Source organism: Caballeronia sp. LZ029 (genome assembly GCF_031451275.1).
Classification (GTDB): Bacteria; Pseudomonadota; Gammaproteobacteria; order Burkholderiales; family Burkholderiaceae; genus Caballeronia; species Caballeronia jiangsuensis.
Genome location: NZ_JARUXO010000001.1, coordinates 2,411,723 through 2,437,030, shown reverse-complemented (window position 1 = coordinate 2,437,030; position 25,308 = coordinate 2,411,723). Strand labels below are relative to the sequence as shown.

Below are 25,308 nucleotides of genomic sequence, written 5' to 3'. Positions count from 1 at the left end.
GAATCCGAGATTTACAGCGTGATGAAAAGTAGCCGGACGGGTCGATTCATCGGTCTGGAAAGCGCAAAGCCCGGCGCGTGGCCGGGCGTTCGTTACTGCGCGAGAAGCGGCTTACGGACGATTGAAGTCGACCGGATTCGCGGCCTCCGGACGGACGATGCGATCGAGAAAGCCCGACCGGCTAGCGTGACCCGACGCCGATGCGCCTTCGCTCGCACCGCCGTAGAACGACGCGGCAGCGCCTTGTTGCGCGGCGACGCGGGCTTCGGCGCGCTGGATATCGGCCGGGTAAGTGGTCTGATCGGCCGCCGGGTTGTAGCCCGCGCGTTCGAGCTGGACCAGTTCGGCGCGAACCTGCGCGCGGGTGACCGGGCCGTCTTCACGCGCCTGGGCGAACCCGGGAGCAGCGAGAACGGCAACGATGGCGATGGCGGGAACGATGGACTTGAACATGATGACCTCCGAATGCTGACTTGGGGAACGTCGCGGTGTGGTGAGGTTTCTCTCCACTTGCTTCGTCGTTGAGAGGCAGTGTAGGACGCGGTTTTGTAGGTAAAAACCCTGATTCACCCAAATCAGAATTCCCGGATTGACATTAATCGCTTCAATCAAAACCGGTCCGCCGATTGACGGCAGGCCGACATGCTATCTTTGAAGTGACTCGGATTCGTTCGCCCGGAGATATCGTGGACGTCGCCGCCTGGCTGCGCAGCCTCGGAATGGAACGGTACGAAGCGGCGTTCGTCGAGAACGCCATCGACGCCGACGTGCTGCGCAGTCTCACCGCCGACGATCTGAAGGATCTCGGAGTCGCATCGGTCGGGCATCGCCGGAAGTTGCTCGACGCGCTCGACGCGTTGCGTGCGCGAACGGCACCCGCAGGCGCTGGCACGAGCCCGAACGAGACGATGGGAGAACGGCGGCAGGTCACGGTGCTGTTCGCCGATCTGTGCGGCTTCACGAAAATGAGCCGGGAAGCCGATCCGGAAGAAATCGTCGCCGTGCTCGACCGATACTTCGAAAAGGTCGATCGCATCGTCGAGCAGCACGGCGGTTACATCGACAAGCATGTCGGCGACTCGATGATGGCGGTATTCGGCGCGCCGGTTTCGCATGGCAACGATGTCGAACGCGCCGTGCGGGCGGCCCTCGCGATCGGCGACGCGATGCCCGCGCTATCTCGCGTGCTCGGGCGTTCGCTCTCGGTGCATATCGGCATTGCGGGCGGCGAGGTCGTCGCGAGCGGCACGGGAAGCGCCGCGCATCGCAAGTACACCGTGACCGGCGATACGGTCAATCTCGCCTCGCGTCTCACCGACGCGGCCGGGCAGTCGGAGATACTGATTTCGGCGGCGGTGCGACGCTCTCTGGCCGGGCGCGTCGAGTGCGTCGAACGCGGCGCGCTGGCCGTCAAGGGTTTCGCGGAGCCGGTTTCGGTGTGGTGTATCGCGGGTCTTCGGCACGACGCGCCGGATCGGCCTTTCATCGGGCGCATCGACGAACTGCGCGGGTTCCGCGAGATGCTGAACGCGTGCCGCGACGCCGGAACCGGACGCACCGTTCTGCTGCGCGGCGAGGCAGGAATCGGCAAGACGCGCCTTCTCGATGAATTCAAACGCGAGGCGCACGATTCAGGCTTCCTTTGCCACGGCGGCCTCGTGCTCGATTTCGGCGCGGCCACCGGACGGGGCGCGATTCAGTCCATCGTGCGCGGGCTTCTCGCGCTCGACGATTCGACCGATGCAAATGCCGGCGTCGAGCGTGCGATCGGCGACGGCCTGATCGACCGCGGCGACGCGCTTTTTCTCAAGGATCTGGTCGATGTGCCAATGTCGCTCGATGACCGCACGATCTACGAGGCGATGGACAACGCGATGCGCGTAAGCGGACGGCGAAACGTCGTGACCCGGCTCGTCGAGCGCGCGAGCCGGCGGCAGCCTCGACTGCTTTCGGTCGAGGACATCCACTGGTCGGATGGGTCGACGTTCCGCGATCTCGCCGGACTGTCGGCGACGGTGGCGGCGTGTCCGGCAATGCTGGTGCTGACCGCGCGGCCGTCGGACCCGAGGTTCGATGAATCATGGCGCGCGGCGGACGGCGCAGCGTATTCGCTCGTCGATCTGGGTCCGCTCAGCGCCAACGAGGCGCACGTGATGGCCGCATCGTTTCCCGGTGCGGCGGCGGATCTGGCGGCGCGCTGCATCGCGCGGGCGGCGGGCAATCCGCTGTTTTTGGAGCAACTTCTCGGCAATGCGGAGGAAAGCGACGAGACCGGCGTGCCGGGCACGGTGCGAAGTCTCGTGCAGGCGCGGCTGGATCGGCTCGATGCCGTCGACAAGACCGTTCTGCAGGCGGCCTCGATACTCGGTCAACTCTTCGAGAAGGACGCGGTCGAATATCTCGTCGATGGCGCCGGCGCCGCACTGGAGCCGCTCGTGATGAGTCTCTTGTTGCGACGTCAGGGCGCCGGATTCATCTTCCATCACGCACTCATTCGCGATGCCGTCTATGACGGCTTGCTGAAGAGCCGGCGACGCGAACTGCATCGTCGCGCCGCGCAGTGGTTCGCCGGACGCGATCCGCTTCTGCGGGCCGAACATCTCGATCGCGCGGCGGACAGCGAGGCGGCGCGCGCCTATTGCGACGCGGCGCGCTCGCAGGCGAGCGCGTATCGCCATGAATCCGCGCTGCGGCTCGTCGAACGCGGGCTTCAGCTCGCGAACGAAAGCAGCGACCGCGTCGAACTCGAATGTCTTCGCGGCGATATCCTGCATGACGCCGGCGACATGCGATCGGCGCTCGCGGCATTCGAAGCCGCGCTCGACGTCGCGGCGTCGGATGCGCAACGCTGCGCCGCCTGGATCGGGCGCGCCACCGTCAAGCGCGTCACGGACGATCTCGACGGCGCATGGGCCGATCTTCACCTCGCCGCCGATGCCGCCGCGGCCCACGGCCTTCAGCGCGACGCCGCGCGCATCCACTTCCTGCGCGGTAATCTATGTTTTCCGCGCGGCGATATCGACGGCTGCGTGCGCGAACACGGACAAAGCCTCGCACTCGCGCGCGAAGCGGACGACCCCGAGCAGGAGGCGGCGGCGCTGGGCGGCCTCGGCGACGCGGAGTACATGCGCGGCCGGATGATCAGTGCCCACGACGCGTTCAGCCGATGCATCGAGCTTTGCAAACGCCACGGCTTCGGGCGAATCGAGGTGGCCAATCTTCCGATGCGCGCCATCACGGCATGGTTCGCAGGCAAGACGGCGGCCGGGCTCGATGCTGCGCTCGCGAGTGTCGCGGCGGCGGAGAAGGCGAGGCATCTGCGGGCGCTCGCCGTCGCTCATCACGCCGCCTGGCACTGTCTACACGATCTCGCCGAATGGGATCGCGCCGGGGAGCATGTCGATCCTGCGTTGCAGTGCGCGCGCGAGTTGAAGTCGAGAAGGTTCGAAGGCGAAGCGCTCGCGCTGCGCGCGGAGTTGCATCGGATCGCCGGGCGAAGGCGCGAAGCGCTGGACGATATCGCAGAAGCGCTGTCGATCAGCCGTGAAACCGGCATGGCTTATCTGGGCGCACACTATCTCGGCATCCTCGCGCGTGCGACAGACGACATCGATGTCTTCGAAGACGCGCTGGCGGAAGGCGAGGCGCTGCTCGCAGCCGGTGCGGTCAGCCACAATCATTTTCTCTTTCGACGTGACGCGATAGAAGCATGCATCGACCGGGGCCGCTGGGATGCGGCCGCGCATCACGCCGCGGCTTTCGAGGAATATGCGTGCCGTGAACCATCGCTCTTTTCCCGGTTCTACGTGGCGCGCGCGCATGCGCTCGTCTCGTATGGAAAGGGCGATCGGAACGCTGCGCTGATGAACGAGCTTCAGCGGATCGGGCACGAGGGCCGGAAGTCCGGTTTCATTTACGCGCTGGAAGCAATCGATGGCGCGCTCTCGGGCGAGTCAAATCTTCATTGATCAACGAGTGTGGGACGTCGATCATGTCAATCGAGTTGAAGCGTCGGGTCAAACTGTTCGTGCAACGTTTCTGGCAACCGACCAGCGCGTGCATGACCTGCATGCCGGGAAGCTGGAGCAATATCGCGAGCATGGCGCACTGGTCGATAGCCTTCAAGACCGGACTGCTCACCGGCCTTCTGGCGGTGCTTCTGACCTTCACGCCCGCCGCGAAGCTCTACGAAAATCGTTATGGCAATGCGGCGATCGTCGGCTTGCTGACCGCGATCGGCGATACCTACGCGCACGCGAGCCATTACCGTCTGCCGTACGTCGAGCACGTACTGACGGGCGTCGTCTCGGGACTTCTGGCGCTGCTTGCTTCGTATCTTCTCGAAGATCGGGCGCGCCGCATTCGGGTGGCATGGGCGCGCGTCTTTGGGTAGCGCCTTACCAGCGCAGCAGCCGCGGACCCAGCCACGCGCCGATGAGCGCCGGCATCAGCATGCCGATCGCGTACCACACGCCCCAGAACGCAGGACTCATTTCGGGGCAATGCAGACAGTAGACGATCGTCGCCGTCGAACTTGCCAGCAATCCGGCGACGGCACCGGCGAGCCGCAAGCGCGTCGGGGCGAGCGAGCGCATGGCCCAGAACGCGGCGGGGAAGGTCGGTATCGAAAGAAGCAGGATATTGAACGGGCAGGTGCGCCACGTCTGGCCGAGCACCAGCGCTGCACGCGCATTCGCGCCGGCGCTATCGACGGCCATCCAGCCCGCGATCCACACCGCGGCGAACGGCAACGCGACGAGCGCCCACGAATACCCCGCCCGTGCACCAGGCCGGCCGATCCGGGCGATGGTGAACATCGCGCCGATTGCAACGGCCAGCGGAAATGCGAGCTTCGCCCAGAAGATGCCCGTGCGCGCGACGCTGCCGAGATCGTGACGAATGCCGAACACGATGCTCATCAACACCAGCGAGCCCGCTGCGCCGATCAGCAACGCCTGAACGAACCGGCGCGCGATGGCCGCACGGTCGACCTGTGTGACCTGATTCGAAAGGAGGGAGATGAGTTCGTCGGTCTTCATCTTAGTCCCCGGATTTTAGCCGCGAGCGCCTTGAGTCCGCGATGCACGCCCACCTTGACCGCCGATTCGGAAAGCCCGGTGAGGCGCGCGGTTTCCGTCACCGACAACCCTTCGAGCTTCACGTGAACGATCGGCAAACGCTGCTTGTCCGGGAGATGTTCGAGCAGCTTGCCGATGTCGTGCCGCGCCTCGGCGGGTTCATCGTCGGCGGCGGCGAGCAGTTCCTCGTGATCGTCGAGCGGGACGTTCAGCGACTCGCGGCGCGCGTGGGAGCGGAAGAAGTCCATCAGCTTGTAGCGCGCGATGGCGTGCAGCCAGGCCGTCAACGGCTCGTCCGGCCGATAGGTGTGTCGCGCGTTATGCACGGCCAGCAGAATTTCCTGGACGAGATCCTCGACATCGTCGAGCCGATGCGGAATGCGCTTTCGCAGATAGCCCCGCAAATGCCGCGTGAGCGCCTGCAGAAAGCCGCGATATGCGTTCTGATCGCCATCGAGTCCGCTGATGAACAACGCTTTCAGCCGGCTTTCCGCATCGTGCGACATGGTTCCTGTATGGGCGGGATTACGGGACGAAGTTTTGCGCACCGCTGCCGGAGCGAGCGCCGTGCTGTGTTTTGGTTCGGTCGTCACACAGTATCCGAAGCCGTGATGCGCTGCAATGACGCCGTCCTGATTCATGTTCGTCGGTTCCCTCCTGCCTATCGCTAGTTCGTTCTGTGCCCTCCACGGGTTACACACGGTCTGTAATTTTTCGCGCATCGAATTAATCGATCGAACGCTGTAACCGGCGACGTATCGGCGACGAATTAACTGGTAGTTCGAGAATCAGGGGACCGACATGGAAACGATGAAAGCGCCACTGGCGCCAGCGTCCGAAACAACACCGATCCATCCGCTGTGGCTGCGCGTCACGCACTGGCTCAATGCAGTCGCGGCGCTGATCATGATGCTGTCCGGATGGCGCATTTACGACGCGTCGCCCGTGTTCAAGGACATCGTCATTCCGCCTTCGATCACGCTCGGCGGCTGGCTCGGCGGCGCATTGCAGTGGCATTTCGCGGCGATGTGGCTGCTCGTGTTCAACGGCATCGTCTATGTCGCGCTCAATGTCGCGAGCGGCCGGTTCTTCTCGAAGTTCTTTCCCTTGTCGCCGCGTGCGGTGCTGCGCGATCTCGTCGCGGCGCTGAGGGGCAAGCTCGCGCACGCCGATCTGCGCCAGTACAACGCGGTGCAGAAGCTCGCGTATCTCGTGGTCATCGCCGATCTGATCGTGCTCGTGCTCTCGGGGCTCGCGATCTGGAAGTCCGTGCAATTCCCGCTCTTGCGCGAACTGATGGGCGGTTATGACAGCGCGCGCGTCGTGCACTTCTGCGCGATGGCGGTGATGGCGGCGTTCGTCGTCGTGCATGTGGCGATGGTCGCGCTCGTGCCGCGCTCGCTTCTGACGATGCTGCGCGGACGCTGATGTATTTCAGGAACATGCCATGAAATCCAACGACAAGCGAATCATCACGGTCGATCGTGCCTCGGTGCTGGCGGATGCGCGCCGCGAACTGGACATGCCGTCGCGACGGCTCTTCGGCAAACGCATGCTGACCTTGGGCGGCCTTTCGCTCCTGACCGGCTGCTCGATCACGGACGACGATTCCGTCAACAAGTTTCTCACCGCCGTATCGCGCCTGAACGATCGCGCGCAGGCGCTTCTCTTCGATCCGAAGCAGCTCGCGCCGACCTACACCGAAGCGCAGCTCACGCGGCCGTTTCCGTTCAATGCCTTCTATGGGATCGATGAAGTGCCCGCGGTGAACGGCAGCGACTATCGCCTGAAGGTGAGCGGGCTCGTGACGGGACAGCGCGTGTGGACGTTGCCGGAACTGTATGCGCTGCCGCACGAGGAGCAGATCACGCGGCACATCTGCGTCGAAGGCTGGAGCGCGATCGGGCGCTGGGGCGGCACGCCGTTCTCCGAGTTCCTGCGGCGCGTGGGCGCGGACACGACGGCGAAGTACGTCGGCTTTCGCTGCGCCGACGACTACTACGAAAGCATCGATATGCCGACGGCGCTGCATCGGCAGACGCTCCTCACGTTCGAGTACGACGGCCAGCGTCTGCCGGCGAAGTATGGCTATCCGATGAAGCTGCGCATGCCGACCAAGCTCGGCTACAAAAACCCGAAGCACATCGTCGAGATATTCGTGACCAACACCTATCCGGGCGGCTATTGGGTCGACCAGGGGTACAACTGGTTCGGCGGGTCCTGAGCGCCGAATCGATCAACGGTTCCGGATTGTCCGGATGCCATTTTTGACTCACCAAGGAGAGAAACCATGAAGCAATTGATGACGGCAGTATTCGCAGCGGCGCTGGCAATGGGTGCATCGTCCGTGTTCGCACAGGCAAGCAGCGCAATGTCGAACGACGCGATGTCCCACGACACGATGAAGAAAGACAGCATGTCTCACGATTCGATGAAGAAGGGCGCCATGTCGAAGGACTCGATGGGCAAGGGCGACAAGATGAAGAAGAACGATGCGATGGGCATGGACCATCCCGCATCGGGCGCGATGTCGCAGTAAGACGAAGGAGAGCGGGACCGGGCGTGGCACGCTCGGTTCCCGCATAAAAAAGTTTGCATGACGAATCAATCTAGCGGACGCTGATGGCCGCGAATCAAAACTAGGTATGATCCGCCGATATGATGTCGAATCGGGGTCGCCTATGTCATCGAGCACGAAACAGAAAGCCACGCTTCCGGACAAGCAGGATCTGGAAGCGATGTCCCTCTTCCGCTACGAACTGCGCAAGTTCCTGCGTGTGTCGGAAGAAATCTCCAATGTCGCCGGAATCACGTCGCTTCAATATCAGTTGCTTCTGCACGTTCGTGGATTTCCCGAGCGGCAGTGGGCGACCGTCGGCGAACTCGCGGAACGATTGCAGGCCGCCCCCAACGGAACCGCTGCCTTGGTGTCGCGGTGCGAGGCGGCGGGGCTCGTCACGCGCAAAACCGACAAGACAGATCGCCGGCAGGTGCAAGTGCATCTGACGGCAAAAGGCGAGCGATGTCTGCTCAAGCTCGCGGCCGAGCACAAGACGCACTACGGATCGTTCGGCTGGGTGTTCAACGAAAGACAGGAATGAGCCGATAGCGCACGCGCCGGGCCGCACGCAGGGCCGATGCGAATTTATGTCACAATGTGCCTTAAATTCAAGTTCGACTATTTGTGATGCGCATTCCCGGATTCATCGACCGACGCACGATATTGCGCGGCAGGCGGCTATGGCTGCACTACGGCGTGTTCTGGCTCGGCGCGGTCGCGACCGGGCTCGTCGCGGTCATGTACGCGCGGCTGATCGACTTCGGGTACGACACGTTCCTGCGCTTCACGGCCATCTATTGGTGGCTGCCTTTGGTTATCACGCCTGCCATCGCCGCGTTCTGCGTCTGGGTCACGCGCCGATTTTTCCCCGGATCGGAAGGCAGCGGCATTCCGCAGGTCATCGCGACGCTGCATGACGGGCGGGAACTCGGGCCGCGGCTGCTCACCATCCGCATTCTCATTGGCAAGATCGTCATTTCGTTTGTGTCGATTCTCGGTGGCTTCACGATCGGGCGCGAAGGACCGACGATCCACGTCGGCGCGGCGCTCATGTACAGCCTGCGTCGTTTCTATCCGTCGCGCCTGCTCAGCATTCGCGGCGGCGCGATGGAGCGCAATCTGGCGCTTGCGGGCGCGGCCGCCGGATTGTCGGCCGCGTTCAATGCGCCGCTGGCCGGCGTGGTCTTCGCGATCGAAGAGCTCACGCGCAGCTTCGAGCAGCGCACGAGCGGCGTGCTGATCACGGCGATCATCTTCGCCGGTATCGTGTCGCTGGCGCTGCAAGGCAACTACACCTATTTCGGCACGATCAGTCTCGACGGGCATTTTCCCGAATCGCTCGCGCTCGCGGTCATCCTGCTCGGCGCGGTGACGGGCGTCGCTGGCGGGATATTCTGCTGGCTATTGCTGAACACGCAGCGCTGGATGCCCGCGTGGCTCGTCGGCTGGCGTCAGTCGCATCCGGTGGCGTTCGGCGCGGCGTGCGGGCTATTCATCGCCGTGATCGGTGTGGTCGCGGGCGGTCACACGTTCGGCAGCGGCTATGCGGAAGCGCGCGGCATGCTCGAAGGCAATTCCACGCTCGGCGCGAGCTATCCGCTGCTGAAAATGGCGTCGATGGTCGGTTCGTATCTTCCCGGCGCGCCCGGTGGGCTCTTCGCGCCGTCGCTCGCGATCGGCGCGGGCATCGGCAACGCGCTTCATCAGGTTCTCGGCGGCATGCAGTTGCCGATGCTCATCGCGCTCGGCATGGTCGGCTATCTCGCCGCGGTCACACAGAGTCCGATCACGGCATTCGTGATCGTCATCGAGATGATCGATGGTCATGCGCTCGTACTGTCGCTGATGGCCACGGCGTTGATTTCGAGTCAGGTGTCGCGGCTCTTCGCGCCGCCGCTGTACGAGGCATTGGCGCACAAATACATGAGCAAGTGAGGTCGCGCTTGCCCGTTGATACCGTGAAGCATCGGGACGTTCGTCGCTCCGTAGTACGCGTTAGTCCAGCGGCACCGTGAGCCGGTCGATGACGGTTCGCGTTTTCGGACGGATGCCGCGCCACCAGTCGAACGCTTCGGCCGCCTGTTCGACCAGCATGCCGACGCCGTCGGCGACGTTGCGCACGCCGGCATTGCGCGCGAGCCGCAGAAAGGGCGTCAGCCGTTTTCCGTAGGCCAGTTCATAAGCCGCGCCTTCATGGCTGAACACGCTCGGCGGAACGGGCGGCAGGTCGCCCGTGAGACTGGCCGATGTCGCGTTGACCACGAGATCGAAGCGTCCCATTGCTTCGAGATCGCCGTAGCCGCATGCGACGATCGGACCGCGCGCAGCCGTCGTCCACAAGGCAAATTCGCCGTGTGCGAGTTCCTGCTTGAGGAAATCGATGCACACGCGCACATTTGGCAACTGCGCGGCACACGCGGCCGACGACGACAACCGGAAGCGCTGCGTTTGAGCCCATCCCCTTTCGAGAAAACGACATGACGACAACACCCCGATTCGGCTGGTGCGGGCCGCTGCAAAACGCGAGCTTGATGAAAGAGGCCGGGCTCGACTACATCGAGGCGCAGCTCGTGCCGATGAAACTCGAAGACGATGCATCCTTCGCCGATGCGAAGGCGAGGGTGGCTGACCTGCCGTTGCCCGCGAGCGCGTTCAGTTATTTGTTCCCGCACGATGCGCGCATCGTCGGTCCGGAGAAAGACGAGCGTCGCAATCGTGCGTATTTCGATCGCGTCGTCGAATTGCTGACGATTGCGCGAGCGCGCGTCGTCGTGCTCGGCAGCGGCTGGAGTCAGGCGCAGGCGGAAGACGAATTCCTGAGCGCGCTCGAATGGTGCGCGGATGCATTGCGAGGCACCGGCACCACGCTCGTGATCGAGCCGTTGAATCGCAGGGAGTCGAATCTGGTGAACAGCGTCGGCGATGGCGCGCGGCTCGCGAGAAAGTTGAACCGGCCCGAAGTGCGCGGACTTGCGGACTTCTATCACATGGACGAAGAGAACGAGCCGCTCGACGAACTACGCGAGCACTGCGCGTGGCTCGCGCATATTCATCTTGCCGACACTGGCCGTCTGAATCCGGGCACGGGTTCCTACGATTACCCGTGCTTTTTCGGTCATCTCAAAGCATGCGGTTATCAGGGCCTGCTCAGCGCGGAGTGCGGTTTCAAGGGCGAACCGCTTGCGTCGATGCGCGGGAGCGTGAACTTCATGCGTCAGGCGTGGACCGCCGCATAGCAAAGTGACGACGGTACCCAAGGTTTACCCTAGCCATGCCGATGATTCGCGCTCCGTCGAAAACTTATTCTGGCGCGCAATGTCCGACGGAGTCCCCGCGCCACATCCCGAACACGAAACGCAAAGTTCGATAAATCCGGCCACTACGGGATTCCCCGCTCGAACCCCTCCTTGAAATTGTCAAACTCGGTCCATATAATTAGCACTCACTGCACGAGAGTGCTAACAAGATTGCCGTCCGGCGAGATTGTTCTCAATGGACGGGTTTTCCCGCGTTTTCAGTCTCAATCAAGAGAGGAGTGTGTATGAACCTTCGTCCTTTGCACGATCGCGTCATCGTCAAGCGTCTGGACCAGGAAACCAAGACCGCATCGGGCATCGTGATCCCGGAAGCAGCGGCAGAAAAGCCGGATCAAGGCGAAGTCCTGGCCATCGGCCCGGGCAAGCGCGATGACAAGGGCGTGCAGAACGCCCTCGACGTGAAGGTGGGCGACCGCGTTCTGTTCGGCAAGTACGCTGGCCAGACCGTCAAGGTCGACGGGCAGGAACTGCTCGTCATGCGCGAAGAAGACATCATGGCCGTTCTGGTCAAGTAAGCATCCTTCCTGCACATTCGGCTTCGCCAACAAGCCGCAGCCTCTTTCGGGCGCGCTGAGCGAAGCCGGAAAATCGAATCGAATCAAGGAGTTTGGATATGGCAGCTAAAGAAGTCACTTTTGGCGATTCCGCACGCGCCAAGATGGTCGAAGGCGTGAACATCCTGGCCAACGCCGTCAAGGTCACGCTGGGTCCGAAGGGCCGCAATGTCGTGCTCGAGCGCTCGTTCGGCGGCCCGACGGTCACCAAGGACGGTGTCTCGGTCGCGAAGGAAATCGAACTGAAGGACAAGCTCCAGAACATGGGCGCGCAAATGGTCAAGGAAGTGGCTTCCAAGACCAGCGACAACGCAGGTGACGGCACCACGACCGCTACCGTGCTCGCGCAATCCATCGTTCGCGAAGGCATGAAGTACGTCGCATCGGGAATGAACCCGATGGACCTGAAGCGCGGCATCGACAAGGCTGTCGCCGCAGCAATCGAAGAACTGCGCAAGATCAGCAAGCCCTGCACGACCAACAAGGAAATCGCGCAAGTCGGCTCGATCTCGGCGAACAGCGACACGTCGATCGGCGAGCGCATCGCTGAAGCGATGGACAAGGTCGGCAAGGAAGGCGTCATCACCGTCGAAGACGGCAAGTCGCTGCAAGACGAGCTCGACGTCGTGGAAGGCATGCAGTTCGACCGCGGCTACCTGTCGCCGTACTTCATCAACAACCCGGACAAGCAAGTCGCCGTTCTGGACAACCCGTTCGTGCTGCTGCACGACAAGAAGGTTTCGAACATTCGTGACCTCCTCCCGGTTCTGGAACAAGTCGCGAAGGCTGGCCGTCCGCTGCTGATCATCGCGGAAGACGTCGAAGGCGAAGCGCTGGCTACGCTGGTCGTCAACAACATCCGCGGCATCCTGAAGACGGTTGCCGTCAAGGCTCCGGGCTTCGGCGACCGTCGCAAGGCCATGCTGGAAGACATCGCGATCCTGACCGGCGGTCAGGTGATTGCGGAAGAAACCGGCCTGACGCTCGAAAAGGCGACGCTGGCTGAACTGGGCCAGGCGAAGCGCATCGAAGTGGGCAAGGAAAACACGACGATCATCGATGGCGCTGGCGAAGCCGCGAACATCGAAGCGCGCGTGAAGCAAGTGCGCACGCAGATCGAAGAAGCGACGTCGGACTACGACCGTGAAAAGCTGCAAGAGCGCGTGGCCAAGCTGGCTGGCGGCGTTGCGGTGATCAAGGTCGGTGCTGCGACCGAAGTCGAAATGAAGGAAAAGAAGGCACGTGTCGAAGACGCACTGCACGCAACGCGCGCAGCTGTGGAAGAAGGCATCGTGGCGGGCGGCGGTGTTGCGCTGATCCGTGCTCGCCGTGCGATCGACGGCCTGAAGGGCGCCAACGCCGATCAGGACGCAGGTATCAAGATCGTTCTGCGTGCAATGGAAGAGCCGCTGCGCCAGATCGTCACGAACGGCGGCGAAGAAGCTTCCGTCGTGGTGGCGGCTGTTGCTCAAGGTTCGGGCAACTACGGCTACAACGCGGCGACCGGCGAGTACGGTGACCTGGTGGAAGCCGGCGTCGTCGACCCGACGAAGGTCACGCGCACCGCGCTGCAAAACGCGGCATCGGTGGCAGGCCTGCTGCTGACGACCGACGCAGCCGTTGCCGAACTGCCGAAGGAAGACTCGCCGATGCCTGGCGGTATGCCCGGCGGCATGGGCGGCATGGGCATGGACATGTAATCTGGCTTCGGCCGATTGCATCGGCGCGGACTTCGAAAGAGGTTTCGCGCCGTGCCAAAGAAAAAACCCGCAGCGATGCGGGTTTTTTTTCGTCCATACAAAGGCTATTTGTTCATCTCGTCGCGAAGTTTCTGCGCGGCGGCCTTGTAGTCGTAGGTCGGATAAAACTCCGTGCGATAGCCGCCCCACGCGGTGCTCTCGATCGCGCGGTTCACTTCGCGCAGCCGGTCGGCGGGCACGCGCAGCGTCACCACCTGTCCGATGCCCATCATCACGTACCACGACACCACTTCCACGCCCGGCGGCGGAAACTGCTTGAAGTAGCCTTGTTCCTTCAGTTGCTGATTGATCTGCGGCAGCGTCTTCGATTCATCGTGCTTGAGGAAGATCGTCAGCAGGAACGTGCCGTCGCCCGCGGGCGTGGCGCCGGGCGGCGGCGCGGCATTCTGGGCGTGAGCGGGCAGGGCGAGGTTGAACAGCGAAACGAACAGCGTGGCTCCAAGCAAACGGGCAATTCGTGCTGCCGGCTTATGCATCGGGAAACCCTCCGTAGCGTCGTACGTGGTCAGACTTTGTGATGAATCCGCAACCGCTCCATCAGATGCAGCGCGTTGGGCTGCGCATGGCCCTCGGCGGTGTTGTCGAAGATGCACCAGACTTCGGGCGTCTTTTTCGCGCGGTTATGCAGCGTGCGCGCGAGATCGTCGAGATAGGTGTAGTCGTAGGAGGACTTGTAGAGCTCGGGCGAGCCGTGCAGCCGCACATAAACCAGCGACGCGTCCGCGCGATGCTTGATCTCGCATTCGTCGGGGATCGGGTCGGCGTCCACGTACGCGATGTGATGCGCCTTCAGCAGCGCCGCCGCGTGCGTCGTGAACCAGCTATGCTCGCGCGCCTCGAATGCGACCGGCAGCTTCGTGCGTTCGCGCAGAGCCTTGAGAAAAGTTTCGGCGATGTCGTGATCGAAGGGCAGGCTCGGCGGCAGTTGCACGAGCCAGCAGCCGAGCTTGTCGCCCAGATGTCCGGCGGCCTGAAGGAATTCATCGAGCAGGGAAGCGGTATCGACGAGACGCGCGTCATGCGTGATCGCCTTCGGCATCTTGACCGAGAAGCGGAACGACTCGGGCACGCTCTCGGCCCAGTGCGCGTAGGTCTGCTCGCGATGCGGCTTGTAGAAACTGGAGTTGATCTCGACGCAGGTCAGCACATGCGAATAGCGTTCGAGGTGCGTGCCTTCGTGCGGAAAGCTCGCGGAGACGGCGCTCGACAGGCCCCAGCCCGCGCAGCCGATGCGGATTGCGCCTTGCGGGCCGGGCTTGTGCAGATGGGGCAGTCGATATGGCATGCGCTCGCGTCGCCTCCCTTATTGTTCGGGTGTCAGTGTCGGGCTTCTCCGGGCAGCCCCGTCGGATCATCAGGTAGCGCGGATGCTTCGCCGTCTTCGTCGGCGTCGTTCGAGCGCGCCCAGAAGAAGCGGTCCGGCAGATACGCGCCCATGCCGGGCCGAAAAGCGGCGCGCGCAGCCTGGAACACGTATTCCTGCGCCTCGCGCGCGGCCTCGGCGGGCTCCTGGCCGTTCGCGAGCAAAGCGGCGACGGCCGAACCGAGCGTATCGGTCAGGCCCATGATGCGCTGCACGCCGCGCTCCCACGTGTCCTGACGCACTTGCCCCTCTTCGCTGTAGAGCGTGTTCACATGCCGGTGCGTGCCGGTTTCCATCGCGAGCACGTACTCGCAGCCTTGCGCCAGGATGTGGGAAATCGCGGAATCGAGCGTCGGCGATTCGGCGTCGCTGTCCGGCTGGGCGAGTTGCAGTAGCGTGGCGTGATCGGCGATCAGCATGGTGGTCTGCGGCACGAGCAGATCGGCAAGCGATTCGCGGAGTTCGTCGGCGGAGAGCACGTGTTCGTCGTCAAGCGTGAAATCGGGCGCGAGGATCAGCGGCACGTCGTCGTAATCGGAGACGACCTCGGCGATGGCCGATACGAGCTCCGCGCGCGTCGCCGCGCCGATCTTGAAGGCGGCGATCGGCATGTCCTCCAGCAACATGCGCGCCTGGGTCGCGACCGTGTCCGGATCGAGCCCGGTCACTTCATCGCAGGTGGCGGAGTCGCGCACCGCGTAGCCGGTGAGCACGGTCGCGCCGTGGCAGCCCATGCTCGCGAGCGTCAGCAGGTCGGCTTGCAGGCCCGAGCCGCCCGTGGGATCGAAAAGGCCGAAGGTTAGTACGATCGGAGGGGAGTCGCCGGTCATGGCAAAAACGGACATTATGGTATTGATTGCTTGATTGGACGGTCGGCTCTAAGGGAACTCGCCCGCGCCTTGAGCGCGTGAGCGAATGCCCGCTCGGTCATGTCTGATTATGCGGCCTAATGTCGCCCGGCTGTTCTCTTTGCGCACTTTTTTCGGGCGCGCGAGACTGGGTCGCAAAAAGCCGGCGCGGTGACCGTTTCGACCGATGTCACGATGCGCGCACCCCGGACGGCCCGCTTGCTAGGCATCGACACGGCAACACGGTACCATCATGTCCTAATTTCAACCGACCTATCGACGCGGCATAAGTATGGAATACAGAAGCTGGATGTGCCTGATCTGCGGCTGGATCTACGACGAGGAGGCGGGATTGCCCGAAGAGGGCATCGCGCCGGGCACGCGCTGGGAGGACGTTCCGATCAACTGGACCTGTCCCGAATGCGGAGCCCGCAAGGAAGATTTCGAGATGGTTCAGATCTGATCTTGTCGTTCTGCCGCGCCGCATGACTCGCGTCATGCGGCGCGCGTTTTTTGCGGACCGCGTTCGAATATGACAACGCGTGCCGCGCGCGTGCCGCCGCCGTGCGGTTGGCGCGATTTTTCTGTTTTTGTAGCGTAAGGCGAGTTCGTTGCGGCGATTCCGGCGTCGCGCGATGTTGGCGAACAAAGGTGAAAGGTGCGAAAAGCCTCGGCGGGCGCATTCGATTTCCGCTCCCGCTCGATGAGGCATACGCTTGAAGCAGGCGTGGCGACTCTCGTCCCGCCTACCGATGACGCATTTTCAACCGCGTGCGACGGCGGCGTTCGATCACCGCGCCCGCGAACCGGCTTGTGAGCGCTTGTTATGACATCTCGTCCCGATCTGCCCGTTCCCTTCGAAGCCCTGCCCAATCCGCGCGGCGGGTCGGTGCGACTCGCCGAAATGGCGCTGACCGACGCGCTGCACGCGTTCCAGCGCCAGGGCGAAACCGGGGCCGCGTTGAAGCGCGCCATCGCCGCGCTGCATTCGGCGGGCTGGCTGCCCGGGCAGCGTTTCGCCGAGGCGCTCGCGCTCGTCGCGCCGCTCGGTGACGAATCGGAGGGAAGCCACGCGCGCATCGCCGATGCGATCGCGGTGTTTCGCGGCGCGGTCGAGCGCCATAATCTGCGCGAACTCTCGTGCTCGACCGGGCTTTTCGATCACTATCGCGGGTTGCACGCGCTTTTGGCCGCACACACGCGGGTTGCGCCCGTTTCCTACGACGACCTCGCGCTCGCGGGCCGCGCGATCGCGCCGGCGACACTGCGCGGCATCGCGCCCGAGCGGCTCGCGCACCTGCGAGCGCATTACGAGGCGACGCTGCTCAAACTGCTGCGCGGATCGGCCGAAGAATCCGCCAATGCCTTCGCGCGCCTCGATACCTGTCTCGACGAGCTGCAAGGTTCCGATCCCTACGATTTCTGGCGGCTCGCGTCGTCGACGGTGCGGGCGCTGCGTGAGCGCGCCGAACGCAGCGGCGGCGCGCTCGACCATATCGCCGATGCGAAGCGCCTCTACGCGCGCTTCAACCTCGTGCTGGCGGACCAGGCGCACGCGCTGTCGTTTGCGCCGCGTTCGCTCGTGCGCGCGACGCTCGCGCTGCTGTGGCGCGATTTCGCGCTGTACGGCGCGGCGCCCGAGGACACCGCGCACGTCGACGTGCTGCGCGACTACGGCCTGACCGTGGCATGGCACGTCGCCGCGACGCCGGCATCGGAGGCCGCGTGGGAAGCGGGCGCCGCGCAGGCGAGCGAGGAAGCGTCGCGCGATGCCGCGACCCGCGATCTCGGCGTGCTGCGCGTGAACGCGGCCGCCTACGAGGATTTCCTGCAGAGCGCGGAGACATCGATCGATGCGCTCGTCGAGCGCGGCACGCAGGCGAGCGAAACCGGCACGGTCGACGAAGCCGCGGCGCTTTCCGCTGCGGACGCGTCGCATCGGCTGGGCGCGGCAGCGTGCGCGCTGGGCCTCGGGCATGTCGCGCTGCTTGCCGACACGCTCGGCCTGGCGTGGCGGCGGGTCGCGCATCACGGAGAAACGCACGCCGATGGCGCCGAAGGCGCGACACGCGGCATCGATGCCACCGTGCCCGAGCGCGCCGCGCAAATGCTGCGTTCGATGCTGCATCAGGCGGCCGCCGGCATCGCGCCTTCGGAAGGGCGCGGATCGATCGTCGCCCTCACCGCGATGATCGAGAAGCCGGCGCTTATCGCACGTTAATCGTCCTCGGGCGGCGCGGCGTGCTTCGCGCCGGGCTTGCGCACGACGTCATAGCGCGCGAGCGTGCGCTTTCTGGCGGCGTCGTGATCGACGATCGGCTGCGGATAATCTGCGCCGATCGAGACTTTCGAGGCCTTCAGCGCATCCGGCTTCGCGAGCCACGGCGCGTGGATATCGCGATCCGAAAGGCCCGCGATTTCCGGCACGTAATGGCGGATGAACTTGCCCGCCGAATCGAATTTCCGCGACTGCGTGACCGGATTGAAGATACGGAAATACGGTTGCGCGTCGCAGCCGCTGGAGGCGGCCCATTGCCAGCCGCCGTTGTTGTTCGATAGCTCGAAGTCGTTCAAGAGCGCTTCGAAATACGCCTCGCCGCGACGCCAGTCGATGCCGAGATCCTTCGTCAGAAAACTCGCGACCACCATGCGCAGCCGGTTGTGCATATAGCCGGACGTGTTGATCTGCCGCATCGCCGCATCGACGAGGGGATAGCCCGTTAGACCCGCGCACCACGCCGCGAAGCTCGCGTCGGCGGCGTCGCCCGTTTCCCAGCGTATGCGGTCGTATTCCGGCTTGAACGCGCGATGATCGCCCGCCACGCCGACGTGCGGAAAATGGTGCAGCACGGAGAAATAGAACTCGCGCCAGATCAGTTCGCCAAGCCAGGTTTCTGCGCCTTTGTCGCCGTGTCGCTGCGCATCGTGCGCGCTGCGGGCGAGCGCGCGTATCGACATGGTGCCGTGCCGCAGATGCACGCCGAGATAGCTCGGGCCCTTCAGCGCGGGAAAATCGCGCGTGCGGCCGTAATCGGTCATGCGGTCGCGGAAATCGTCGAATAGCTCGTAGGCGCCGCTCGTGCCCGCGGGAAACGCGGGACCGTGCGCATCGGCAAAACCGAGCGCGGTGAGCGACGGCGCCGCGTGCTTCACGCCCGACGGCGGCTTAGCGAGCGCGCTCAGATGATCCTCCGACGCATACGGCTTCAGCGCATCCGGCGTGAGCGTGGCGAGCCACTTGCGCTTGTACGGCGTGAAGACGGTGTAGGGCTTGCCTGCGCCTGTCATCACGTCGTCATGATCGAAGACGGCCTGATCGCGGAACGTGAAAAAAGCGATGTCCTGACTCGCGAGTTTCTTCGCGACGGCCTCGTCGCGCGCCTTCGCGGCCGGTTCGTAATCGCGGTTGGCGAACACGGCATCGACGCCGCATTCGCGCGCGAGCGCCGGAATATCGTGAACCGGATGACCGTGCCGCACGATCAGCGCGCCGCCGGCCTCGCGCAGCGTGCGATCCAGTTCGACGACGCTCGCATGGATAAAGGGCACGCGCCGGTCCTTTTTTTCGAGCGGCGAGAGAATATCGCGATCGAAAATGAACGCACACAGCACGCGGCGGCACCGTGTAAGCGCGTGATAGAGTGCAGCATTGTCTGCCGCGCGCAGGTCCCGCCGAAACCAGACCAGACCTACATCAAAGTCGGCCATCTCGCAGCGCCTTTGTTAAAATTCTGAATTATGTCCAAGACTTCCGATCGCATCAATTTGACGAATCAGTTCCTGATCGCCATGCCCAACATGGCCGATCCGACGTTTTCAGGAACGGTGGTCTACCTGTGCGATCACACGGAGAAAGGCGCGCTCGGCCTCGTCATCAACCGGCCGACCGATATCGATCTCCAGTCGCTCTTCAACCGCATCGATCTCAAGCTGGAGATCGAGCCGCTCGTCCATTTGCCCGTGTATTTCGGCGGTCCCGTGCAGACCGAGCGCGGCTTCGTGCTGCACGAAGCGGGCGAGGGCGAACCGTACAGTTCGTCGATGAGCGTGCCCGGCGGCCTCGCCATGACCACGTCGAAGGACGTGCTCGAAGCGGTCGCGAGCGGCAAGGGCCCCGAGCGCTTCCTGCTCACGCTCGGTCACGCCGGCTGGGGCGCGGGGCAGCTCGAAGAGGAAATCTCGAAGAACGGCTGGCTCACGGTGGAAGCCGATCCGCGCATCATCTTCGACGTGCCGGCCGAGGACCGCCTCGAAGCCGCGCTCTCGCTGCTCGGCGTGTCGCGCTCGATGTTGTCCGGCGAAGCAGGGCACGCATGAGCCGCGAAGCCACGCTGCTGGCATTCGATTACGGCGAGAAGCGGATTGGTGTCGCCGTTGGCAATACGCTCACGAAACACGCGCGTGCGCTCGTCACGCTGGAAAACCGCGACCGCGAATATCGCTTCGTCGAAGTGGGCAAGCTGCTCGACGAGTGGAAGCCCGACACCGTGGTCGTCGGCATGCCGATGCATCCCGACGGCACGCCGCATGAAATGAGCGCGCTCGCGAAGCGCTTCGGCAATCAGGTGAACGGCCGTTTCAACGTGCCCGTGCAATGGGTGGACGAGCGCTACTCGTCCGTCGACGCCAAAGCCGATTTGCGCGAACGCGGCGTGCGCACCAACGCACGCGGCCGCTTCGACGAGATCGACGCCGAAGCCGCCCGCGTCATTCTTCAACAATATCTCGACGGACTTCCCGACGATCATGAGTTCCATTGACGCCGAGTCGCTCTATCGCGCGCTGGTCGACCAGATTCGCGCCGCGTTCGGACAATCGCTCGCCGCACCCGATGGCCCCGTTCTCGCCGGCATCTACAGCGGCGGCGTGTGGCTTGCCGAGCGGCTCGCGAAGGACCTGAACGCACCGCATTTCGGCGTGGTGAATGTCGCGCTGCATCGCGACGACTACGCGAAAAAGGGCCTGCACAGCCAGGCCCGCCCGACCGAATTGCCTTTCGATGTGAACGGCCGCCGCATCATCCTGATCGACGACGTGCTGTCGACGGGGCGCACCGTGCGCGCGGCGATCAACGAGCTGTACGACTACGGCCGCCCGGCGTCGATCGACCTCGCGGTGCTCGCCGATCGCGGCGGGCGCGAAATGCCGATCGGCGCGCGCTTCACCGGTGCGGCGGTTGAAGTGCCTCCGAACCAGAACCTCGTGCTCGCGCGTCGCGAGGACGGCGGATTCACTTTTACGACCGAAGCCCGCTGAGCGACGCTCGCAGCTTCTTTCCAGTAACACCCGGGATCACCATGAACACCGCCACTCAGGGCGCAACCGAGACGGGCGCGCCTACCCAAGACAAGTTCCGGTACGGCTTTCTCAAGGGCAACCCGCAGCTCACGAAGAACGGCGAGCTCAAGCACTTGCTGACCATCGAAGGACTGCCGCGCTCGATCGTCACGCACATTCTCGATACCGCCGAGCAGTTCGTGAGCGTGACCGACCGCGAAGTGAAGAAGGTGCCGCTCTTGCGCGGCAAGTCGGTGTTCAACCTCTTCTTCGAGAATTCGACGCGCACGCGTACTACGTTCGAGATCGCGGCGAAGCGTTTGTCGGCGGACGTGCTGAACCTGAACATCAACGCGTCATCGACGAGCAAGGGCGAATCGCTGCTCGACACGATCAACAACCTCTCCGCGATGCACGCCGACATGTTCGTCGTGCGTCACGCGTCGAGCGGCGCGCCGTATCTGATCGCCGAGCATTGCGCACCGCACGTGCACGTGATCAATGCGGGCGATGGCCGCCACGCGCATCCGACGCAAGGCCTGCTCGACATGTACACGATCCGCCATTACAAGCGCGACTTCACGAAGCTGCGCGTGGCGATCGTCGGCGACATTCTGCATTCGCGCGTCGCGCGCTCGGACATTCACGCGCTGACCACGCTGGGCGTGCCCGAAGTGCGCGCGATCGGCCCGCGCACGCTCTTGCCGGGCAACCTCGACCAGATGGGCGTGCACGTCTATCACAATCTCGACGAGGGCCTGAAGGGCGTCGACGTGATCATCATGCTGCGTTTGCAAAACGAGCGGATGAGCGGCGCGCTCCTGCCGTCCGCGCAGGAGTATTTCAAGAGTTGGGGACTCACGCCCGAGCGTCTCGCGCTCGCCGCGCCCGATGCGATCGTCATGCATCCGGGCCCGATGAACCGCGGCGTGGAAATCGACTCGCAGGTGGCCGACGGCCCGCAATCGGTGATCCTGAATCAGGTGACCTTCGGCATCGCCGTGCGCATGGCGGTGATGGGCATCGTGGCCGGCAACAGCGACTGAAGAAGACGACATGAAGATCCAGATTCAAAACGGCACGATCATCGATCCGGCCGCGGGCACGGAAGAACGCAAGGACGTTTTCATCGCGGCGGGCAGGATCGTCGGCCTGGGCGAGGCGCCTGCGGATTTCAACGCGGCGAAGGTCATCGACGCGTCGGGGCTTTACATCGCGCCGGGTTTCGTCGATCTGTCCGCGCGGTTGCGCGAGCCGGGCTTCGAGCACAAGGCGACGCTCGAATCCGAAATGGCCGCCGCGATGGCCGGCGGCGTGACGAGCCTCGTGTGTCCGCCCGACACCGACCCGACGCTCGACGAGCCGGGCCTCGTCGAAATGCTCAAGTTTCGCGCGCAGAAGCTGCATCTCGCGCATGTGTATCCGCTCGGCGCGCTGACCGTCGGCTTGAAGGGCGAGGCCATCACCGAGATGGTCCAGTTGACCGAGGCGGGCTGCATCGGTTTTTCGCAGGCCGATAACCCGATCGTCGATACGCGCACGCTGCAACGCGCGCTGCAATACGCGACCACGTACGGCTACACCGTGTGGCTGCGCCCGCAGGACGCTTACATGTCGAAGGGCGGCGTGGCGGCGAGCGGCGCGGTGGCGTCGCGGCTCGGGTTGTCGGGCGTGCCGGTGGCGGCGGAAACCATCGCGCTGCATACGATCTTCGAATTGATGCGCGTGACCGGTGCGCGCGTGCATCTGTCGCATCTGTCGTCGGCGGCGGGCGTCGAACTCGTGCGCGCGGCGAAGGCCGAGGGTCTCGCCGTCTCGTGCGACGTGACCATCAATCATGTCCATCTGACCGATATCGATATCGGCTACTTCGATTCGCAATTCCGTCTCGATCCGCCGCTGCGCTCGCAGCGCGACCGCGACGCGATCCGCGCGGGCCTCGCGGACGGCACCATCGACGCGATCTGCTCAGATCACACGCCGCTCGACGACGACGAAAAGCTGCTGCCCTTCGCCGAAGCCACACCGGGCGCGACCGGTCTCGAACTGCTGCTGTCGCTGACGGTGAAGTGGGCGCTCGACGCGAACGTGCCGCTCGCGAAGGCGCTCGCGCGCATCTCGTCCGCGCCCGCCGATGTGCTCAAGCTGCCCGCGGGCCGCATCGCGACCGGCGCGATCGCGGATCTCTGCGTGTTCGACGCGGCGGGCGAATGGCGCGTCGATCCGGCGAAGCTGAAGAGCCAGGGCCGCAACACGCCGTTCCTCGGCTATGAGCTGCCGGCGCGCGTGCGTGCGACGATCGTCGGCGGGCACGTCGCTTACGAGAGCCGCTGATCATGTTCGCTGGGCGCAAGCTGCGGCTCGTTATCCACTTGCTGTACGGCATGTGGGTTGTCGCGAGGCGCTTTCCGCGCGCGTCCGCGAGCGAGCGCGCCGAGATGAATCGCGTGTGGTCGCTCGAGATGCTGCGGCTTTCCGGGATGAAGCTCGTCGTGCATAACGACGAGGCGCGGCTCGATGCGGGCGTGCTCGTCGTTGGCAATCACATCTCGTGGATCGATATCTACGTGATCAACGCGTGGCGTCCGACGCCGTTCGTGTCGAAGGCGGAGATTCGAAAGTGGCCGGTCGTCGGCTGGCTGGCGCAACAGCTCGGCACGGTGTTCGTGCAGCGCGAGAAGCGTAGCGACGCGAAGCGCATCATGCATGAGCTGGCCGATCGACTGCTCGCGGGCGAAATGATGTGCGTGTTCCCGGAAGGCACCACCACCGATGGCACGTCGCTGCTGCCGTTTCACGCCAACATGTTTCAGGCGGCGGTGTCGGCGTCGTGTCCTGTGCAGCCGATCTGCCTGATGTACGAGGACGCGCAAGGGCGACAGTCGACCGCGCCTGCGTATATCGGCGATATGTCGCTCGACGATTCGCTGAATGCGCTGCTGGGCGCGGGGGAGATCACCGCGCATCTGTATGTGTGCGATCCGCTCGCGCCGGGGGCGGATCGGCGGTTGCTTGCGAGCGAAGCGCAGGCTGCCGTCGACGCGGCGCTGCAGCGCATGCGCGGTGCACCTGCGGTCGTCGAAACGACGGCCGAGGTTCCGCTCACTTCTTCATCGAGCAGCTCACCTGCGTGACCACGCGCTGCGCGGGATCGGCGGTCATGCGCACCGCCGATAGCTTGTTGCCCCAGACGCAGCCCGAATCGAGACACAGCACGTCGTCGCGGATCATGAGGCCGAGCGCGGCCCAATGGCCGAAGACGATCGTCACGTCCTGCGTGCGGCGATTCGGTACGTCGAACCACGGCATATAGCCGGGCGGCGCGGCGTCGGGGCCGCCGTTGTTGGCGAATTCCATCGCGCCTTCGGGCGTGCAGAAGCGGATGCGCGTCAACGCGTTGTAGATCACGCGCAGGCGGTCCGCGCCCTTCAGGTTGTCTTCCCAGCGATGCGGCTCGTTGCCGTAGAGCGACGCGAGCGTTTCTTTCCAGTTCGGCGCGCGCAAGGCCTGTTCGAGTTCGTGGGCGAGTTCCATCGTCATCGTCGCGTCCCATTGCGGTAGTACGCCTGCGTGGACCATCAGCACGTTGTTCTCGAAATGCGCGACGGGCTTGTGACGGACCCATTCGATGAGATCGGCGGCGTCGGGTGCGGCGAGGATTTCGTCGAGCGTGTCGCCTTTTTTCGGTTTGCGCAGACCGGCGGCGACGGACAGCAGGTTCAGGTCGTGATTGCCGAGTACGACCGTCGCGCGTGCGCCGAGGGCGATTACCTCGCGCAGCGTCTGCAATGATTTCGGACCACGGTTGATGAGGTCGCCCGCGAACCAGAGCGGTGTGTCGGGGGCGGGGGCGGCTTTTTTCAGGAGGCGCTGGAAGGGGTCGCAGCAGCCCTGGAGGTCGCCGAAGACGAGGGGGGCGGAGGAGGTGCTGGAGGTCAGGGCGTCGGTCATAGAAAGCCGTATAGCGAAGTATCCCGGCATTATGAAACAGTCGGTGAAGACCTTCTGTTCAGATGAACCGACCTTTGCAAGGACGACAAAAAATGTCTCGCTCTATCAAGTCGTTGGGCGCCAAGTTTTCGTAGCGGCCAGCCCTATAATTATTGGTTGGCCAGAATGCGGCCCGGCTTTTGATCGCTCGGTCACGGTTGCCCTATCCGATGCCGGGGTCGCTGCAAGTTTGTACACAATCGGGCATTCGGTCTTTATTGGCCATAAGCAGCGAAGAGGGGTTTTATGATTCTCGTAACAGGCGGCGCCGGTTTCATCGGCGCCAATTTTGTTCTGGATTGGCTCAATGGCTCGGATGAGCCTGTTCTGAACGTCGACAAGCTGACGTACGCGGGCAATCTGGGCACGCTCAAGTCGCTCGAAGGCGATGCCCGGCACGTGTTCGCGCGCGCGGACATTTGCGACCGCACCGCCATCGATGCGCTGCTGGCCACGCACAAGCCGCGCGCCATCCTGCATTTCGCCGCCGAAAGTCACGTCGATCGCTCGATTCACGGCCCGGCCGATTTCGTGCAGACCAACGTCGTCGGCACGTTCACG

The 25,308-nt window shown here is 64.0% G+C and carries 27 protein-coding genes and 1 pseudogene; 19 read left to right on the top strand and 9 right to left on the bottom strand.

Annotated features, from left to right (window positions below):
• Nucleotides 1–111 precede the first annotated feature (111 nt).
• A complete protein-coding gene (locus tag QCE73_RS11530) occupies nucleotides 112–453 on the bottom strand; it encodes a DUF4148 domain-containing protein (protein ID WP_309881284.1) in 342 nt (113 codons plus the stop codon).
• Nucleotides 454–686: 233 nt separating this feature from the next.
• Here QCE73_RS11530 and QCE73_RS11525 point away from each other — a divergent pair, with 233 nt between their 5' ends.
• The gene (locus tag QCE73_RS11525; protein WP_309881283.1) at nucleotides 687–3,968 is read left to right on the top strand and encodes an adenylate/guanylate cyclase domain-containing protein; all 3,282 of its coding nucleotides are present in this window, start codon (nucleotides 687–689) and stop codon (nucleotides 3,966–3,968) included.
• 23 nt (nucleotides 3,969–3,991) lie between these two features.
• The gene (locus tag QCE73_RS11520) at nucleotides 3,992–4,393 is read left to right on the top strand and encodes a hypothetical protein (protein WP_309881281.1); all 402 of its coding nucleotides are present in this window, start codon (nucleotides 3,992–3,994) and stop codon (nucleotides 4,391–4,393) included.
• 4 nt (nucleotides 4,394–4,397) lie between these two features.
• Here the strand turns inward: QCE73_RS11520 and QCE73_RS11515 are convergent, their stop codons facing one another.
• A complete protein-coding gene (locus tag QCE73_RS11515) occupies nucleotides 4,398–5,039 on the bottom strand; it encodes a DUF1109 domain-containing protein (protein WP_238288382.1) in 642 nt (213 codons plus the stop codon).
• Complete coding sequence (locus QCE73_RS11510) at nucleotides 5,036–5,584, bottom strand: sigma-70 family RNA polymerase sigma factor (protein WP_035500840.1); 549 nt, start codon at nucleotides 5,582–5,584, stop codon at nucleotides 5,036–5,038. The genes QCE73_RS11515 and QCE73_RS11510 overlap by 4 nt, the downstream gene beginning before the upstream one ends.
• 295 nt (nucleotides 5,585–5,879) lie before the next feature.
• On the opposite strand from QCE73_RS11510, the gene QCE73_RS11505 reads away from it, so the two are divergent.
• From QCE73_RS11505 to QCE73_RS11485, 5 genes are all read left to right on the top strand, one after another.
• The gene (locus tag QCE73_RS11505; RefSeq protein ID WP_035500842.1) at nucleotides 5,880–6,506 is read left to right on the top strand and encodes a cytochrome b/b6 domain-containing protein; all 627 of its coding nucleotides are present in this window, start codon (nucleotides 5,880–5,882) and stop codon (nucleotides 6,504–6,506) included.
• A 19-nt stretch (nucleotides 6,507–6,525) separates the two neighbouring features.
• Nucleotides 6,526–7,302, top strand: coding sequence for a molybdopterin-dependent oxidoreductase (locus tag QCE73_RS11500; protein WP_238212683.1), 777 nt, complete (start codon nucleotides 6,526–6,528; stop codon nucleotides 7,300–7,302).
• Between the two features lie 66 nt (nucleotides 7,303–7,368).
• A complete protein-coding gene (locus QCE73_RS11495; protein WP_309881277.1) occupies nucleotides 7,369–7,617 on the top strand; it encodes a pentapeptide MXKDX repeat protein in 249 nt (82 codons plus the stop codon).
• A gap of 142 nt (nucleotides 7,618–7,759) precedes the next feature.
• Nucleotides 7,760–8,179, top strand: coding sequence for a MarR family winged helix-turn-helix transcriptional regulator (locus tag QCE73_RS11490; protein ID WP_309881275.1), 420 nt, complete (start codon nucleotides 7,760–7,762; stop codon nucleotides 8,177–8,179).
• 86 nt (nucleotides 8,180–8,265) lie between these two features.
• Entirely contained in the window at nucleotides 8,266–9,573 is a 1,308-nt protein-coding gene (locus QCE73_RS11485) for a chloride channel protein (RefSeq protein ID WP_309881274.1), read from the top strand.
• Between the two features lie 60 nt (nucleotides 9,574–9,633).
• Here the strand turns inward: QCE73_RS11485 and QCE73_RS11480 are convergent.
• Nucleotides 9,634–9,966 (bottom strand): annotated as a pseudogene (locus tag QCE73_RS11480) (shikimate dehydrogenase family protein); the annotation flags it as partial.
• Nucleotides 9,967–10,115: 149 nt separating this feature from the next.
• Here QCE73_RS11480 and QCE73_RS11475 point away from each other — a divergent pair.
• The 3 genes from QCE73_RS11475 (at nucleotide 10,116) to groL (ending at nucleotide 13,209) form a co-directional block, all read left to right on the top strand.
• Nucleotides 10,116–10,874 carry a sugar phosphate isomerase/epimerase family protein gene (locus tag QCE73_RS11475; protein ID WP_309881272.1) on the top strand — a complete coding sequence of 253 codons (759 nt, stop codon included), beginning with the start codon at nucleotides 10,116–10,118 and terminating at the stop codon, nucleotides 10,872–10,874.
• A gap of 305 nt (nucleotides 10,875–11,179) precedes the next feature.
• The gene (locus QCE73_RS11470; RefSeq protein WP_035500852.1) at nucleotides 11,180–11,470 is read left to right on the top strand and encodes a co-chaperone GroES; all 291 of its coding nucleotides are present in this window, start codon (nucleotides 11,180–11,182) and stop codon (nucleotides 11,468–11,470) included.
• Between the two features lie 98 nt (nucleotides 11,471–11,568).
• The gene (groL, locus tag QCE73_RS11465; RefSeq protein WP_035500853.1) at nucleotides 11,569–13,209 is read left to right on the top strand and encodes a chaperonin GroEL; all 1,641 of its coding nucleotides are present in this window, start codon (nucleotides 11,569–11,571) and stop codon (nucleotides 13,207–13,209) included.
• Nucleotides 13,210–13,313: 104 nt separating this feature from the next.
• Here groL and QCE73_RS11460 read toward each other — a convergent pair whose 3' ends face one another.
• The 3 genes from QCE73_RS11460 to QCE73_RS11450 are packed head-to-tail and all read right to left on the bottom strand — an operon-like array spanning nucleotide 13,314 to nucleotide 15,462.
• Nucleotides 13,314–13,745: a hypothetical protein gene (locus tag QCE73_RS11460; RefSeq protein WP_238212670.1), complete on the bottom strand. Its 432-nt coding sequence runs from the start codon at nucleotides 13,743–13,745 to the stop codon at nucleotides 13,314–13,316.
• A 29-nt stretch (nucleotides 13,746–13,774) separates the two neighbouring features.
• Nucleotides 13,775–14,554 carry a DUF72 domain-containing protein gene (locus tag QCE73_RS11455; protein WP_309881271.1) on the bottom strand — a complete coding sequence of 260 codons (780 nt, stop codon included), beginning with the start codon at nucleotides 14,552–14,554 and terminating at the stop codon, nucleotides 13,775–13,777.
• Nucleotides 14,555–14,586: 32 nt separating this feature from the next.
• On the bottom strand, nucleotides 14,587–15,462 hold the full coding sequence (locus QCE73_RS11450; RefSeq protein WP_035500859.1) for a hydroxymethylpyrimidine/phosphomethylpyrimidine kinase: 876 nt from the start codon (nucleotides 15,460–15,462) through the stop codon (nucleotides 14,587–14,589).
• A gap of 310 nt (nucleotides 15,463–15,772) precedes the next feature.
• Here QCE73_RS11450 and QCE73_RS11445 point away from each other — a divergent pair, with 310 nt between their 5' ends.
• Both QCE73_RS11445 and QCE73_RS11440 read left to right on the top strand, forming a co-directional pair.
• Entirely contained in the window at nucleotides 15,773–15,943 is a 171-nt protein-coding gene (locus QCE73_RS11445) for a rubredoxin (protein ID WP_025527884.1), read from the top strand.
• Between the two features lie 363 nt (nucleotides 15,944–16,306).
• Nucleotides 16,307–17,701, top strand: coding sequence for a hypothetical protein (locus tag QCE73_RS11440; protein WP_309881270.1), 1,395 nt, complete (start codon nucleotides 16,307–16,309; stop codon nucleotides 17,699–17,701).
• Here the strand turns inward: QCE73_RS11440 and QCE73_RS11435 are convergent.
• On the bottom strand, nucleotides 17,698–19,188 hold the full coding sequence (locus tag QCE73_RS11435) for a deoxyribodipyrimidine photo-lyase (RefSeq protein WP_309881269.1): 1,491 nt from the start codon (nucleotides 19,186–19,188) through the stop codon (nucleotides 17,698–17,700). The two genes, QCE73_RS11440 and QCE73_RS11435, sit on opposite strands and share 4 nt — an antisense overlap.
• 30 nt (nucleotides 19,189–19,218) lie before the next feature.
• On the opposite strand from QCE73_RS11435, the gene QCE73_RS11430 reads away from it, so the two are divergent.
• Genes QCE73_RS11430 through QCE73_RS11405 form a run of 6 tightly spaced genes read left to right on the top strand, consistent with a single transcriptional unit; the run spans nucleotide 19,219 to nucleotide 23,891 of the window.
• Nucleotides 19,219–19,797, top strand: a complete 579-nt coding sequence (locus tag QCE73_RS11430; RefSeq protein ID WP_008342667.1) for a YqgE/AlgH family protein — start codon at nucleotides 19,219–19,221, stop codon at nucleotides 19,795–19,797.
• A complete protein-coding gene (gene ruvX / locus QCE73_RS11425; RefSeq protein ID WP_035500863.1) occupies nucleotides 19,794–20,240 on the top strand; it encodes a Holliday junction resolvase RuvX in 447 nt (148 codons plus the stop codon). The genes QCE73_RS11430 and ruvX overlap by 4 nt, the downstream gene beginning before the upstream one ends.
• Nucleotides 20,227–20,736: a bifunctional pyr operon transcriptional regulator/uracil phosphoribosyltransferase PyrR gene (pyrR, locus tag QCE73_RS11420; RefSeq protein ID WP_309881266.1), complete on the top strand. Its 510-nt coding sequence runs from the start codon at nucleotides 20,227–20,229 to the stop codon at nucleotides 20,734–20,736. Before ruvX ends, pyrR begins: the two co-directional genes overlap by 14 nt.
• Nucleotides 20,737–20,777: 41 nt before the next feature.
• Nucleotides 20,778–21,803, top strand: coding sequence for an aspartate carbamoyltransferase catalytic subunit (locus QCE73_RS11415; protein ID WP_035500867.1), 1,026 nt, complete (start codon nucleotides 20,778–20,780; stop codon nucleotides 21,801–21,803).
• Nucleotides 21,804–21,813: 10 nt separating this feature from the next.
• The gene (locus QCE73_RS11410; protein WP_309881264.1) at nucleotides 21,814–23,091 is read left to right on the top strand and encodes a dihydroorotase; all 1,278 of its coding nucleotides are present in this window, start codon (nucleotides 21,814–21,816) and stop codon (nucleotides 23,089–23,091) included.
• Nucleotides 23,091–23,891 (top strand): lysophospholipid acyltransferase family protein, encoded by an 801-nt coding sequence (locus tag QCE73_RS11405; protein WP_309881990.1) that lies wholly within the window; start codon nucleotides 23,091–23,093, stop codon nucleotides 23,889–23,891. The genes QCE73_RS11410 and QCE73_RS11405 overlap by 1 nt, the downstream gene beginning before the upstream one ends.
• Here QCE73_RS11405 and QCE73_RS11400 read toward each other — a convergent pair.
• Nucleotides 23,860–24,708, bottom strand: a complete 849-nt coding sequence (locus QCE73_RS11400) for a symmetrical bis(5'-nucleosyl)-tetraphosphatase (RefSeq protein WP_309881263.1) — start codon at nucleotides 24,706–24,708, stop codon at nucleotides 23,860–23,862. The two genes, QCE73_RS11405 and QCE73_RS11400, sit on opposite strands and share 32 nt — an antisense overlap.
• 285 nt (nucleotides 24,709–24,993) lie before the next feature.
• On the opposite strand from QCE73_RS11400, the gene QCE73_RS11395 reads away from it, so the two are divergent.
• Nucleotides 24,994–25,308, top strand: a 315-nt coding sequence (locus QCE73_RS11395) for a GDP-mannose 4,6-dehydratase (RefSeq protein ID WP_309881261.1), incomplete at its 3' end; no start/stop codon positions are given.